A 14,801-nucleotide genomic window follows, 5' to 3' on the forward strand; every position below is an offset into this window, starting at 1 on the left:
CTTTCCTCCTTTAATATACTGATATACTAATAGTTCATATTGTACTATTTTTTCAACTATTTCGACAATAAATCTATGATATTAACCATATCCAAATAATTAATGCAATTAAAGTGGCGAACAGTGTCGGAATAGTAAGAATAACACCGATTTTAAAATATTGTCCCCAGCTAATTTTAATGCCTTTCTGGGCTAATATATGAAGCCATAGCAATGTTGCCAGTGAGCCAATTGGTGTCATTTTTGGACCTAAATTCGTACCAATTATATTTGCGTAAATCAGTCCCTCCTTCATCATGCCCGATGCGCTTGTTTCTGAAATTGCCAAAGCATCAATCATAACAGTAGGTAAGTTGTTCATGACAGCAGACAAAATGGCAGCCACAAATCCCATCGTCATCGTTGCTACTACGAAGCCCTGCTGTATAGCTAGCTCGAATAAATTTGCTAACAGTCCTGTCATCCCTACATTTTTTAACCCATAGACAACCACATACATACCAATTGAGAAGAACACAATGTTCCATGGAGCTCCTTTTACAACCCTCTTTGTATCTACAATAGAGCTACGCTGTGCAAGCCATAAGAATAAAGCAGCGACCCCACATAAAATAAAGGATACAGGGATGTGTAAAACCTCACCAGCTACGAATCCCACTAATAGGATTGCAATCACATACCAAGCGATCGTAAATAATTTGGGATCCCTGATTGCGTGCTTTGGTTGCTCAACTGCCTCAAGAGAATAATGCTGTGGAATGGAACGGCGAAAAACAATGTAAAGTACTGCTATACTTGCCACTAACGAAAAGAAGTTCGGTACGATCATATGAACTGCATAATCTATAAACCCTATGTCAAAAAAGTCAGCTGAGACAATATTCGTTAAATTGTTAATAACAAAAGGTAAGGAGGTTGTGTCTGCTATAAAACCACTTGCAATAATAAATGGAAAGATCATTTTTTCAGTCAAGTTCAGTTTTCTCACCATCGCTAAAACGATCGGCGTTAATATTAAAGCACCCCCATCATTAGCAAACAAAGCTGAGACAACAGCTCCAAGGCAACTAATATAAACAAATAAGCGAATTCCACTTCCCTTTGCGAGTCGTGCCATATGGAGAGCTGCCCATTCAAAAAAGCCAATTTCATCTAAGATGAGTGAAATTAAAATAATGCCAATAAATGATAGTGTTGCATTCCAAACAATCCCCGTTACCTCTAATACATCATGCCAGGTTACTACACCTATTAATAGTGCAATAGCTGCTCCTATACAGGCCGACCAGCCTATTGATAGTTTTCGTGGTTGCACTATGACAAAAAATAATGTAACTAAAAATAAAATAATGCCAAAAGCAGTCTGCATCATTTTCCTCCCTAATTAAAAACCAGTAGCGTACATGCTACTGGTTTACTCATTTTGCTAATTGGTTTATTCGCCTAAATCTGCATTGTGGAAGACATTTTGTACATCTTCTAAATCTTCTAATGCATCAATTAGTTTTTCAAACTTCGCTACATCGTCGCCAGTTAAAGTCACTTCTGTTTGAGGAAGCATAGAAAGCTCTGCTACTGTAAATTCTTCTACACCTGCAGCCTTCAATGCTTCTTGTGTCGCAAAGAATTGATCTGGCTCTGCATAAATAATTACGGCTTCTTCCTCTTCTAGAATATCGCGAGCATCAATATCAGCTTCCATTAAAATCTCTAGTACTTCATCAGCCGTTTTGCCTTCTAAGCCAATAACTGCTGTTGAATCGAACATATAAGCTACAGATCCACTGACACCCATATTCCCGTTATTTTTACCAAATGCTGCACGTACATCAGATGCTGTACGATTTACATTGTTTGTTAAAGCATCCACGATAATCATTGTGCCGGCTGGTCCAAAACCTTCATAACGTAATTCATCAAAGTTTTCATCACCGCCACCTTTTGCTTTGTCGATGGCTTTTTCTATAATATGTTTTGGAACACTGTATGTTTTTGCGCGTTCAAGTACTACTTTAAGTGCACGGTTTGACTCTGGATCTGGTTCGCCCGATTTAGCTGCCACATAAATTTCTCGTCCAAATTTTGCATTAATACGGCTTGTGCTTTGATCTTTAGACGCTTTCTTTTCTTTAATATTGTTCCACTTACGACCCATTGTTTCCACTCTCTTTCAAAAGATAAATTTATAAAAATAATAGATACGCAGTTGCATATCTGTAAATGGTAATTAAATACTTATCGTATCTTTACTCTGCAAATAATAACACAATGATGCTTACAAAGCTAGATATACCAATGTTTAAGGTAGCATTTTTCTGAAGAAATCACTGTTAAAATTTACGTTTTTAGCGCCCTCTTACAACAGCTCTTGTTTAATTTTTTCTAGTAATGCCTGACAACCTTCCTGCACCAAATCATAAGTTTCCTGAAAATCGCCCGTATAATAAGGATCTGGGACATCCTTACGATGCGGTGTTAAATCTAAAAAACGAAAAATCTTTGGCGAGTTTGGATTGCCTAGTATTGTGCGGATATTACGAATATTGCTTTCATCCATTCCGATAATATAAGCAAACTTTTCAAAATCTGACTTTTGTAATTGTCGACCTTGCATACCTATTGTGGAAATACCATATTCCCTAAGCTTATCCTGTGTACCCCGATGTGGAGGTTCACCGATATGCCACGAACTAGTAGCAGCAGAATCCACTTCAATTTTATCTTCTAAATGCTCTTTCTTCACCAAGTCGCGCATAATCGCCTCTGCCATGGGGGAGCGACAGATATTACCTAAACACACGAAAAGTACTCGAATCATTTTATTTTCCTCCTACAACAAAGCACTCAAAATCAATTTGATTCTGAGTGCCATTTTCTTTTATTTTACGGGAATACGTTTCTGTAATTCTTCTGTTAGAGCGACTAGCTCATGCTCAAGGTGTTGAGTAAACTGCTCACGGCCTTCTTTTCCCTTACCTGTTACATAAAATGGCTCACCATAAATTAAATAGCCTTTGCCACGCTTCATGACATCTCCAGCATTACGCGCACCAACATAAGCAGCTGGAACAATTTGCGCCTTTGCCAACTGTGCAATGGTAATAGCACCTTGTTTTAAATCTGTTCCGTCTGCACTGCGTGTACCAGAGGGAAAAATCCCTACAATTTTCCCTTCCTTCAATAACTGTGAAGGGATTTTAATCACGCTTGGTCCAGGATTATCACGGTCTACCGGGAAAGCGTTTAAATGCTTAACAAGCCAGCCAAGCCCTTTCATTTCAAATAATTGCTTCTTCGCCATAAAGTGAATTTCACGGGGGTACATGGCTACACCAAGGTTTAAAATATCAACATAGCCTGTATGTGTACAAGCTATAATAAATCCACCCTCTTTTGGCAAGTTTTCTTCTCCATACACACGAGCCTTTGAACCCATTAATTTTAATATTACTTTGACAACATTTGCTGCTAGTTTATACACTGTTACATTCCTACCTTATTCAATAGTTATTCCCATTGTAATCGAAAAGACCAGTATACTGCAATTGCAGGTGACCAACTTAAACCTTCCCTACTAATAGATCCACATCAATCGTAATTTCATTTAATACAATGGCTGTTTCCTCTTTTTTATGCCAGCCCATTGGTGTCATTTCTAATAGCGCAGGTACTAGTTCATCTGCAAGCGGTAAAGTATAAGTTATGCGTTCTACGTTTACCTCACGAAAACTATCTTGAAAACGAGCCACAATTTGTTCATTAGAGTAAGTTTCCTTGCTTGAATCTGCATATAATTGAGCACGCAGTTCTTGCAAATATCCACTTTGTGGAACAACCTTTACAAGACAGCCATTCGGTTTAAGAAGTCGTTTAAACTCCTCATAATTTGCTGGCGATAATATATTTAAAATTGCATCGAAACTTGTCTGAGCAAATGGACTTTTAGCTAAATCCCCTACACACCAAATTTGTTGAGGATAATGACGTGCTGCAGCCAAAATGCCCTCCTTTGCTATGTCAATTCCAACACCAATACCATGATTTCTATCATTCATAATGCGAGCTAAATGTGAGCCCTCTCCACAACCAGTATCAAGCACCGTTTTTGCTGAGCTTATAAGCTCACCGATTCGGGCTTCTACAGCATCATAAATCCCACTATCAATAACAGCCTTGCGGGATTCAAAAAGGCTCTTACTATATTTAGAAGCAGCGCTATGTGTCAACATGTTGACATAGCCTTGTTTCGCAATATCAAAGGAATGGTTAGAAGCACAAACCAATCTCCCTTGCTCATAGACATGCATTGATTGCTGACAGATCGGACAAGCAAAAAGGGTGATATGTTGATCCATTAATGCTGCCCCGATAGCACGTTTCGATAATGCGCCCATTTCTATGCCTCCTTCTTGTCGTTCGGTGATACAAGAGCATAACGCTCCCATTTACGACTTTTCCATCTAAAGTATACAATAATCGCCCGCACCCATTCATCTGCTGAAATGGCTAGCCATACTCCGACCAAGCCCCAATCCAACACAAATACAAATAAATAGCCAAGCGGCAGACTCATGCAAACCATCGATAGGAAACCAATTTTCACTGGGAATCTAGCATCCCCAGAAGCGCGTAAAGAGTTAATGACAACGATATTCATCGTGCGACCAGTCTCTAGTAATATACTTAGAGCTAACACGGATGCTCCAATTTTAATGACCTCTGGATTATCAGTAAAAACCTGCATGAGGGGCTTACGGAAAATCGTAACGACTGCGACCATAATTATCGTAAAAACAAATGCTGCTCGAACACTTTTCCATAGCTGATGATACGCCTCATCTTGCTCGCCTGCACCCACATGACGACCAATAATAATGGCTGTTCCTGTACCAATGGCTATCGCAAATAAATACGTAAACATCGAAATATTCATAGCATACTGTCGTGCTGCTAGCGTTTCTGCTCCTAAGTAAGTCGCATAATATAAAAAGATGATTTGGCAAAATTGATAAAGCACCTGCTCAAACGCAGATGGTAAACCAATGTTTAGTATTTTTCTTACATATTCCTTTGAATACTCAAAATAATATTGTAACTTTACGCGTACTTCCATTACCTGATATAGCAACCAGAAAAATACTAGTACGGCTAGTCCGCGACTAATGACTGAGGAAATAGCCGCTCCTTTCACACCAAGCTCTGGTAAACCTAAATTCCCAAAAATAAGACCGTAGTTTAGCACAACATGTAAGACGTTCATGCCAAGTGAAACGTACATAGTTTGTTTTGTCCAACCATGTACACGAATAATTGCAGCAAGTGCATTAATAATAGCCTGCAGGAAAATAAAACTCCCAATGATGACTAAGTAACTTTGTGCATAGTGGAGTACTTCTCCCTGCAGGTTCATCATTGTCATTAAATGTCTCGCAAAGAAGAAAAATAAAATACTCATTAAAAGCCCAACGACCAAATTCATCGTGACCGCTAACGCCGAGATTTTCGCCGCCTCAAAAAAGCGTCTGGAACCTAAATACTGTGAAACAACAATAGATGCACCATTGCCCACTACTTCCAGTATTAAGATGGCAATATGGATATATTGATTGGCTGCACCTACTCCTGATACAGCATTATCTGATAAAGCACTGAGCATAAAAGTATCGGCTAGTCCCATCAACATAAATAGAAAAACTTCTAAGAAGATCGGCCATGTTAAATGGAATAGACTTAACTTATTTGTCTCTTTAATTGTGTCTGCCAATACTTTCACTTCTCCTATATTTTCTTAAAAATCTATTGTATCTTATCACAAATATTTTGACTGTAAAGAGATTTATAGGAAGACAGCGCTTCCACATAAAAAAACCCCTCTCACATAGGAGTGAAGGGGCACATTTTTAAATTAAGCAATAGGATTGCAATTGCTTTCGTTTTTCAATTGTTAGGCCAAATTCCTGCTCTAAAAACCCAGCCTTTGAACCATAGCGACCATCCATAGCATCCAGTGCTGCTTGTAAATAGTCTTCACGGGCGGACATTAATGCATAAAATTGCTGTAGTTCTTGCTCATTATACTGATGCTGAATAGCCTGAGCCATTCTTTCCACCATTGGACGTAAATACATATTGGTATCTAAATAGTCCTCCATGATAGTCTCCTCAGGTACATCTAAAGCTAGTAAAATAAGAGCTCCCCCAATACCAGTTCGGTCCTTACCAACTGCGCAATGGTGAACAAGACCTAGATTATCAGGATTTTGAATCGTTTGCATTAACTCTTTAAATGAAGGATTGTTAAAAGGCATTTGTGCATAAAAATCCCGGAACATATCAGGGCTTACCGCTTTATAAAAATCTCTACCCTCAGCATTCGTAGGCATTTCAAAAGCATGCTTACCCTTCGCTGGGATTTGAATATATTGAGCATTCGAGAACACTGGGTTAGGATTATGATATGCCTCATTGTTATCGCGATAATCAAAAATAGTTTTAATCCCTAGCGTTTCAAATAGTTCTTTATCCGCCAGTGTCATTTTCCCAAGGGCCGCTGATCGGTAAAATAAACCGTTCTTTACCCTACGGCCATCCCTTGTCTTATATCCACCCATGTCTCGGAAATTATAGACTGCCTCAAATGGAATCACCTTTGTCTCTAATTGTTCCAATCACTACACCTCCTAAAATTATCGAGCATACTTACTTTTATTCTAAAGAACAAACTACATTAATTCCAATTTTCACGCTAGGTAATAATTAAAACACAAAAAATACTAGCTGAAAGGCTAACAGCTAGTATGGAATAATATTTTATTTAAATAACTCTGGATATACAGCTTTCGCTACTAATTCTACAGCTTCACCAATACGTGGACCAGGTCGATTAGAGATATCTGTATCAAGAGACAACACCGCTTTGTTTTGAATAGCTGTCACTGTATTCCAACCATCTCGTCCAAGAATTTCCCCTATAGGATCTTCTGTATAGTTTACTGTCGTTAAAATAACATCTGGATTTTTTGCAATAACATCTTCCTCATTCACTTTTGCCCAGCTAGTCAGGTCAGAAAAAACATTATTAACATTAGCTGCATCCAATATTTCTTGTTGGAAAGTACTAGAGCCTGCTGTATAAATGTCTGGCTTAGGGCTAACCTCTAAATAAACATTTTTTGGCGTCTTTACGTCCTTCACCTTCGTTTGGACTTCAGCAATTTTCGCTTTAATCTCTTCGTTTAATTTATTTCCTTTATCCGCAACATCCATCACTGCAGCAATTTGCTCGATATCTCCATAAACATCTTCGAAAGTAGTCGCAGATTGAATAACAAACACTTTAATTCCTGCATCCTCAAGCGGCTTTAGTGCATCCTTATTACCGATTGTATAAGCAATGACAACATCTGGCTTTAACGCTATAATTCTTTCACTGTTAAAATTCATAGTATCAGAGACACGTTCAATTTTTTGTGCTTCCTCTGGGTAAGTATCGTACTCAGTTGCCCCCACAATTTTATCGCCAACACCTAAAGCAAACAAAATTTCAGTATTACTCGGTTGTAATGATACGACTGTTTTCGGTACTTCATTAAACTCTATTTCCACTCCACGATCATCTGTCACTTTATAGCTTGTTTTCTCTTCTTGTTGTATATCCTGTGAAGCTTCTTTATTTGTTGTATCTTCAGCCGTGCCACAGCCTGCTAATACCAGTGCAAGTAAGAGCACTGATAGCCATTGGAAATTAAATACTTTCTTCATTGTTATTCTCCTTTTTCTTTTTCATTGGGTAAGATTTACTAATAAATGGTATTTCAGCTATTCCTGCTTGCTGATTCATAAACACAGCCATAACAAAACATACATTAGCTAATAAGCCAAGGTAATCGAAAAGAATAGCAGGAACCTCTCGTTCTTCTGATACTTTGTGTAAGATACGATATGATTTTTTCGCTTCACTGCGGCAAAGATGTAGAGCAGCAGCGGCCTCTGTTCCTTGTGGTAAAACAAAACTTTGAATCTCTTCCTTCACATGGCGAACGTAAAAATCATACCGCTCACTTAACCAAGATAAATCCTCTTCAGTTACTGCTAATTTCCCACGAACTGAGCCATTTACATGATAAGCCATAGGTAAAATAAGCAATAAATCCTCAGCAACAACTTGAACATCCTCTTTTTTTACTGCAGCTAATGCAACTCCTAAATGTGTTGTAAGGCTATCTGTTCGAATTTCAAAATCTACCGTTGAAGCTTTCTCACGCATAAATGGATAACAAGAATAACGGGCATCTTTTTTCACTTGCTTCCCCCCTACTTTCTATAATGAAAAATTCTTACTTGAAAGGCATAAAAAAATCGCTCCTTTTGCAAAGGAACGACAAAAATAACATAATAAGTACCATCAAACTGGACATAGCCTATGTATTTGCCGTATATCCTCCTAGCTTCCGAGAAGTTTTTATACGTTCAAATAAAGGTCGGTCTCCTGGCTTGTACAGTTCATCACATGAAACAAATGAGTTATAAAGGACCTTCCCATCTTCTTTGAGACAGTGGTAAATCTTTATATTGGCTGTACTTACAGTTGCGGAAACAGCTCCGGTTTTTCACCGGATTCCCGATTATGCTAACTAGCACCTTTATTCTGCAAGAATATTTCATTTGTAAAGCAGTTTATCATATATGATTCAGAAAAAATAGCTATACTTAGAATGGATAACTTTAAAATTACAGCAATATTGCTACTTTAAGAGAAAAATTAAAACTGTTTAATAAGTTTACTACAATAGTGTTTCAATTGCTTGTTCAATATCAAGCTGTGAATCTGTTGGTTCAAAGCGAGCAACGGTTTTACCATTAGCATCTACTAGAAATTTTGTAAAGTTCCAGCGAATATTACGACCATCTAAAAAGCTTGGAGCAAGTTGAACTATTGCTTCTGCCAGCATTTTCTCCTGCATACTTGCCTTCCCAAATTCGCGGTAATCCGCTTCATGCTTTAAATAATTAAAGAGTGGATGTGTTGCCTCTCCATTTACCTGTACAAGCTCAAAAATCGGGAATGTGACTCCATAGTTTACCTTGCATAGATGCTTAGTTTCCTCTCCATCTTCAGGATTTTGATGACCAAATTGATCACAAGGGAATCCAAGAACTACAAAATTCTCTTTTCCATATTTATCATACATTTTCTGTAAGTCTTCAAATTGATATGTAAATCGGCATTGGTTTGCCGTGTTAACAATTAACATTGTTTTTCCACGATATGTTTCCATCGATAAAATTTCACCATTAGGCTTTCGTACTAGATAATTATAAATGCTCATGCCATAACCTCTTTTTTTCATTCATTATAGTTGACTATTCTACAGTTCATCAAAGAATTTGCACAAAAAAACACCATCTCGCTACTTTGAACGGATGGCTGACTTATACTTCTTTTTATATTTAGCATCTTGTTCCTCATTAATTAAACGATGGGCAATGTCTAATAATTTCGAGTCATTCGTTTGATCATATAGCTTTTTAAATGACATAATAATATCCTGGCGAATAAGAGATGGCTGTTTTTCATCTATACATGTTTGAAATCTTTTAGCTAGATACGACACAACCAAATCTCTTTGTACCTGACCCGCTTGTCCAATTTTCCAAATTGCTTGTAATGCATGCCTCGCTGTAGCATATTGATCATCGTAAGTCACAGCCCAAATCTTTAAAAAATCCTCCAAGACCCTTTCTTCTGGATCACTTTTTGCAGCTAAAGCACATAAAATTTGTGCAGCACGTGCACGAGAATAACCATTATTGTATGTAAGTGCTTTTATTAGCTGTTCCCAAACTGCATATGTCCAATCTACAGGTTCCTGCATAATTTTCATTAATTCCTCGTAAGATTCATATTGAATATCGCGATCATGCTCTGTTAGATTACTAAAAAGTTGCAAAATCTCTTTTTCCATAATTTATCCCTACCTTTATTGTTTCAGAACGTAATAAAATTTGATTTATGGTACACTTAACTTAATTTTTTTCGCAAAGAAGGTGAGTTTATGAATAAATTTCATGCTAGGAAATTGATTTTTCGGTTGATTGTGATTTTATCACTACTTATAGCTGCCTATTTTGTTATCCCCGTATCCATGCCTTTAATACTTGCTGGGATTAGTGCATTTTTCTTAGAACCAATTGTCATGTTCTTTAAACGGAAATGGAAAATGTCACGGAAAATAGCAGTTGCTTTTATTTACATAGTGAGTGTTTTTGTTATTTCTATTATTTGCTATCTTTCCATTACACAAATTATGACGCAAATAATTTTACTGTCTAAGCAAGCTCCTTATTATATTTCCAAGCTATCAGATATGTGGCTTCATATGCAAGAAAATATTTCTAAATACACAGAAGACTTTCCACCTGAAGTAAGTGCTTCGCTTCAAAAAACCACAATGGATTTCATAAAGAAAGTTGAAGAATCCTTTTTAAGCTTCTTTAATTATAGCAAAGTTTCTGCCTTCTTTTCAGAGATACCCAGCCTATTTATCAGTCTTCTCGTTTATATGATTGCGCTATTTCTATTTATGCTTGATTTGCCTAAGTTAAAGCAAATCACTTATAAATATTTAAAGCCCAATACAGCAAAGAAAATAAAAATTATTTTAAATCGCCTAAAAGATGCTACATTTGGCTATATGAAGGCTCACTTATTTGTAAGCTTTATTATTGGAGGCGTCACACTCATTGGACTGCTGTTAATCCAACCGAAATACGCAGTAACAATGACGATTATTATCTGGTTAATAGATATTGTACCATTCCTAGGCTCTATCATTATTCTAGCGCCCTGGGGACTCTACCACCTGTTAATGGGAAACACCTCTATAGCTGTAAAATTATTCATCTTAGCTGCTATTTTACTTATTATTCGTCGAGTAGTCGAGCCTAAATTAATGGGAGACCATATCGGTTTATCTACTTTGCCAACATTAATTTCCATGTTCATAGGTCTACAGTTATTTGGTATTATCGGTTTACTTGTCGGCCCATTCGTTATTATTTTCTTTATTGCCTTGAAAGAGACAGGTGTCATCAAAGTAAATTTTAAAATTTGATATTAATCTAGCTTACTAGAAAAATCTCTCTTCCAGGATAGAAGTAGCAGTCTTGTTTCTTTTGAAAGAAAAGCAAAATAAAAAGGTCATCTTTGTATATTTTTCTCTACAAAGATGACCTTTTTCTTATGTCAACCGTCTATATAATAGTGAGGCCTATTGAATACGTCCGAAGCCTACTAAGTATTGATTCCACCAATCAAGTGATTCAATTACGACACCATTGTTTTGAGCATCGATCATTGTGTTGTTACCTAAATAAATACCTACGTGTGCTACCCCTGAACCATAGCTGAAGAATACTAAATCCCCAACACGTGCTTCACCTGCTGAAATGCGTTGTGTTGCTAGATATTGCTGTGATGCTGTACGAGGTAAAGAAACACCCGCTTGCTTATATGACCATTGTACAAGACCTGAACAGTCAAAACCTGTTGATGGGTTGCTACCACCCCAAACATAAGGACGTCCTAGGAATTGTTTAGCCGTTGAAATGGCATCTCCTGAAGAAACAGTACCAGCTCCTGACCCAACAATAATTTTTTGTGGTTCGCCTCCACCATTATTTTGAGTTGCTTGTATAACTGGTGTAGCTGCTTGAAGTGCACGTAAACGAGCTGCCTCTTCTTCAGCTGCTTTACGCTCTGCCTCTAAACGTTCTTCTTCTTGTTTCGTTGCAATTTCAGCTTTTAGTGCAAGTGATTTCGCTTCGTTCTCAGCTTTCTTCACTTCCATTTCGCTTTCTTTTTGCTGAAGCTCTTGGAATTGTTTTTGAAGTTCCTTTTGCTTTTCATCTAATGTAGCTTTTTGTTGCTCTAAGCTTGCTTTATCTGCTTCCTGTTGATCCACTAATTCTTGGTCTGCATCCATTAATGTTTTTACCGCTACGACACGATCCATTAAATCTGCAAAGCTTTTTGCCTCAAGAACTACGTTTAAATAAACACCTACAGTGTTGTCTTGCGCTTGATATGCAGCCATACGTTCACTTAAAATTTTTGAACGTTGCTCGATGCGTTTTTGTGTTTCAGCAATACTAGCATCCACTTCTTTAATATCAGCTTGTACTTGTTTAAATACCTTTACTTTTTCGTCGATCTCTTGTTGTAGTTTCGTTAGTTCTTCTTGTAATTTTTTAATTTGTGCATCTATTTCAGCCTTTTTCTCAATCATTTGTTGAGAAGTTTCTTCGGCATGTACTTCTGTTGGTTGAATTGTATTAAATAATAAGCCGCCAGCTAGTGCTAATGCTAGCACCATCGACTTACGCCATTTGTTACGCTTAGCCACGTTACCTTCATTTCCCTTCGTCTATCAATTTCGCTCTCGATATTCTATGTAATCACTTGAACGATTTCTATTTTAATTAAATGTTCTTATATTTATTTTAGCCTTTTAAAGTTTAGCATTTTCTACATAACTTTTATACTATTTCATGTCTATTTAATACATTAGTAAAACTCGAAATATTTCTGTAACATTCGCACTTAAACTACATTATTCTACAAAACACGGTTTTCTTCTACACAGCGAAACTATTAGCTAAATCGACATTAGACCCAGGGGATGTTTTGTAATGGTTTTGTAATATTTCATGGTATCAAAGAAAAAAGGTAGGGAAAAAATTCCCTACCTATTGCTTCATCGACCTTAGTGCTTGTATAGATAATCTCACTAACAAAATAGCACATAAAAATAAACCTAAATATGCCGCTGTGTTCAAATAAACCGCATAAGAATCATGGATAAATTGTGAAATTGCTAAAAGAGCGACAGATATAATACCAAAAGTTATACCCACCAGCAGCAATACAAATTGAGAAAACAAATGTGTAATAAAACGTGCATTATGTTCATCCGAAAAGACATCATGATGTAAAATGATTTTTCCACTTTCAACTCGCTGAATGAGCTGATCGACTCTTCTAGGCATTTTACGTAAAGTCGGTATAAGCATAGATAATTCTTCTTGCAGCCTCTCCTTTGTGGCCATTGGTTCTTTAAATGGCTTAAGGAAAGAGGCACGCATATATGTAGCAGAAAAATCCTTTGCCTCTGTAAAAATATCAAAACGCGGATCTATTACCCGTAGTGTGCCATCTAACGTCACTAAGGAACGGAGAGCCAATCCCACCGCTGGATAAAATGCAAGTCCAAAATCTCTTACCACTGTAAAGAGCGCGTGAATTAGTTCTTCAGTAGGTATACGGTCAACATAGGAAATTTTCAGTAATATTTGATCGATTGCCTGTTCCATTCTCGCACGTTCTGCATGATCAGCATTTTCCACTAATAGTGTTAAACCATCGTATAAAACGCTTGAATCATTTAGTTGAATACCCATCAAAAATAACTTCAAGCCTTCTTGCTGTGTTGCACCTAAACGTCCTACCGCACCAAAGTCAAGCAACACTGGTGTGCCATCTGTTTCATCGATGTGGATATTTCCTGGATGGGGGTCTGCATGAAAAATACCAGAGAATAGCATCTGCTCAAAAAATGAATACAGTACGGTTCTTGCAAACTGCCTACGATCAATAGACAAACGATTAAATTCAGATGCCCCATCTGCCACACTTTGTCCACGAATATACTCCATCACAATAACATTTTCATTACTATAAGGCGTAAATATTTTAGGAATTCGAACCTTGTAATCACTTTTCGCCAGTGCATTCTTCACCTGTAGCGTATTACGTACTTCAATATCTAAATGAATCTCCTCACGTAGTCCATCTGCAAATCCCCCGGCCAACTCTCGAAAGCCCAATGATTCTGCCCAGGTCGATTTTGTGGATAGCCAGTTAGCAAATTCCTCTAAAATTTCAAGGTCATCGCGCATAATTCCCTTTACTTCTGGACGCAATAGCTTGACTACCACTTCTTCATAATCTTTAAGCCTTGCTTTATGCACCTGGCCAATAGAGGCTGCTGCAATGGGTTCCATTTGAAATTGGCTAAATATTTCGCCCATGGATTGCGGAAGAGACCTCTCTAAAATTTGTTTCACTTGCTCCTCTGATAAAGGTTTTACTCGGTGTTGGAGTCTTTCTAATTCATCAATAAAAATAGGTGAAAAAAGCTCTTTTCGTGTGGAGAGTACCTGGCCAAACTTGATGAAAATCCCACCGCATTGTTCTAGTGTTGCTCGCAAAGCAATCGCAAGCTCTTTTTCATTTTCCCGTTGCCTCGCATATTTAATCGTTTGTACAACACCGTTTGTAACAGCAATTTTCAATACCTGACGCAGGCGTTTCTGCTGTCGCCAGTAGCTACGCAATCGCAATAATAAAGATTTTTGGCCGTTACGGCGATCTCCATTTGTAATGCCACTTGGGTCAAAAAGCTCAAATACCAAATAAAGCAACATCGAAATTAGTAGCATACTACCGATCCAAATCAGTGTGCTTACCTCAGTTACTGTTTGCATCATCGTTTCTGATAAAAAATCTGTATGGCGCAGATAAGAATACCAGTAAACAAAAGAGGTTAATGTCACACTAATAACGACTGACAGCACTCTTCTCACGAAATTAATATTTGAGCCAATTAATCGTCCACTCACAATATAAATCAAACCCGAAACTACCAGTATTTGGATTAAAAATTTCAATATGATCAACAGTGTCACCCCCTGTGCCATTTCCATTTCCTACTACCGCTAGTATAGCAAATTTATGCACCAAC

The 14,801-nt window shown here is 37.4% G+C and carries 14 protein-coding genes and 1 riboswitch; of the genes, 1 reads left to right on the plus strand and 13 read right to left on the minus strand.

Annotated elements, in window-relative coordinates:
• Window positions 1-73 precede the first annotated feature (73 nt).
• The 11 genes from CD31_RS17370 to CD31_RS17420 form a co-directional block, all read right to left on the minus strand.
• Complete coding sequence (locus CD31_RS17370) at window positions 74-1,369, minus strand: arsenic transporter (RefSeq protein ID WP_036079474.1); 1,296 nt, start codon at window positions 1,367-1,369, stop codon at window positions 74-76.
• A gap of 66 nt (window positions 1,370-1,435) precedes the next feature.
• Window positions 1,436-2,155 (minus strand): YebC/PmpR family DNA-binding transcriptional regulator, encoded by a 720-nt coding sequence (locus CD31_RS17375; RefSeq protein WP_016992915.1) that lies wholly within the window; start codon window positions 2,153-2,155, stop codon window positions 1,436-1,438.
• Window positions 2,156-2,356: 201 nt separating this feature from the next.
• Window positions 2,357-2,818: a low molecular weight protein-tyrosine-phosphatase gene (locus tag CD31_RS17380; protein WP_016992914.1), complete on the minus strand. Its 462-nt coding sequence runs from the start codon at window positions 2,816-2,818 to the stop codon at window positions 2,357-2,359.
• 60 nt (window positions 2,819-2,878) lie between these two features.
• Entirely contained in the window at window positions 2,879-3,481 is a 603-nt protein-coding gene (locus CD31_RS17385; RefSeq protein ID WP_016992913.1) for a lysophospholipid acyltransferase family protein, read from the minus strand.
• A gap of 79 nt (window positions 3,482-3,560) precedes the next feature.
• Window positions 3,561-4,394 carry a putative RNA methyltransferase gene (locus tag CD31_RS17390; protein ID WP_016992912.1) on the minus strand — a complete coding sequence of 278 codons (834 nt, stop codon included), beginning with the start codon at window positions 4,392-4,394 and terminating at the stop codon, window positions 3,561-3,563.
• Window positions 4,395-4,396: 2 nt separating this feature from the next.
• Complete coding sequence (locus tag CD31_RS17395; protein ID WP_036079476.1) at window positions 4,397-5,764, minus strand: MATE family efflux transporter; 1,368 nt, start codon at window positions 5,762-5,764, stop codon at window positions 4,397-4,399.
• 136 nt (window positions 5,765-5,900) lie between these two features.
• The gene (locus tag CD31_RS17400) at window positions 5,901-6,668 is read right to left on the minus strand and encodes a tyrosine-protein phosphatase (RefSeq protein ID WP_036079477.1); all 768 of its coding nucleotides are present in this window, start codon (window positions 6,666-6,668) and stop codon (window positions 5,901-5,903) included.
• A 142-nt stretch (window positions 6,669-6,810) separates the two neighbouring features.
• Entirely contained in the window at window positions 6,811-7,761 is a 951-nt protein-coding gene (locus tag CD31_RS17405; RefSeq protein WP_036079478.1) for an ABC transporter substrate-binding protein, read from the minus strand.
• Window positions 7,745-8,302, minus strand: a complete 558-nt coding sequence (locus CD31_RS17410; RefSeq protein ID WP_016992909.1) for a hypothetical protein — start codon at window positions 8,300-8,302, stop codon at window positions 7,745-7,747. Before CD31_RS17410 ends, CD31_RS17405 begins: the two co-directional genes overlap by 17 nt.
• Window positions 8,303-8,461: 159 nt before the next feature.
• Window positions 8,462-8,659: riboswitch (cobalamin riboswitch) on the minus strand.
• Window positions 8,660-8,783: 124 nt separating this feature from the next.
• Window positions 8,784-9,329 carry a glutathione peroxidase gene (locus CD31_RS17415; protein WP_016992908.1) on the minus strand — a complete coding sequence of 182 codons (546 nt, stop codon included), beginning with the start codon at window positions 9,327-9,329 and terminating at the stop codon, window positions 8,784-8,786.
• Between the two features lie 81 nt (window positions 9,330-9,410).
• A complete protein-coding gene (locus CD31_RS17420) occupies window positions 9,411-9,965 on the minus strand; it encodes a hypothetical protein (RefSeq protein ID WP_036079480.1) in 555 nt (184 codons plus the stop codon).
• 90 nt (window positions 9,966-10,055) lie between these two features.
• Between CD31_RS17420 and ytvI the strand changes: the two genes are divergently transcribed.
• Window positions 10,056-11,114, plus strand: coding sequence for a sporulation integral membrane protein YtvI (gene ytvI, locus CD31_RS17425; protein WP_036079481.1), 1,059 nt, complete (start codon window positions 10,056-10,058; stop codon window positions 11,112-11,114).
• A 156-nt stretch (window positions 11,115-11,270) separates the two neighbouring features.
• Here ytvI and CD31_RS17430 read toward each other — a convergent pair whose 3' ends face one another.
• Both CD31_RS17430 and CD31_RS17435 read right to left on the minus strand, forming a co-directional pair.
• Window positions 11,271-12,404 (minus strand): C40 family peptidase, encoded by a 1,134-nt coding sequence (locus tag CD31_RS17430; protein ID WP_036079482.1) that lies wholly within the window; start codon window positions 12,402-12,404, stop codon window positions 11,271-11,273.
• 343 nt (window positions 12,405-12,747) lie between these two features.
• Entirely contained in the window at window positions 12,748-14,736 is a 1,989-nt protein-coding gene (locus CD31_RS17435) for an ABC1 kinase family protein (RefSeq protein WP_016992905.1), read from the minus strand.
• Window positions 14,737-14,801 lie beyond the last annotated feature (65 nt).

The sequence above is a fragment of the Lysinibacillus boronitolerans JCM 21713 = 10a = NBRC 103108 genome, from assembly GCF_000772935.1.
Lineage (GTDB): Bacteria > Bacillota > Bacilli > Bacillales_A > Planococcaceae > Lysinibacillus > Lysinibacillus boronitolerans.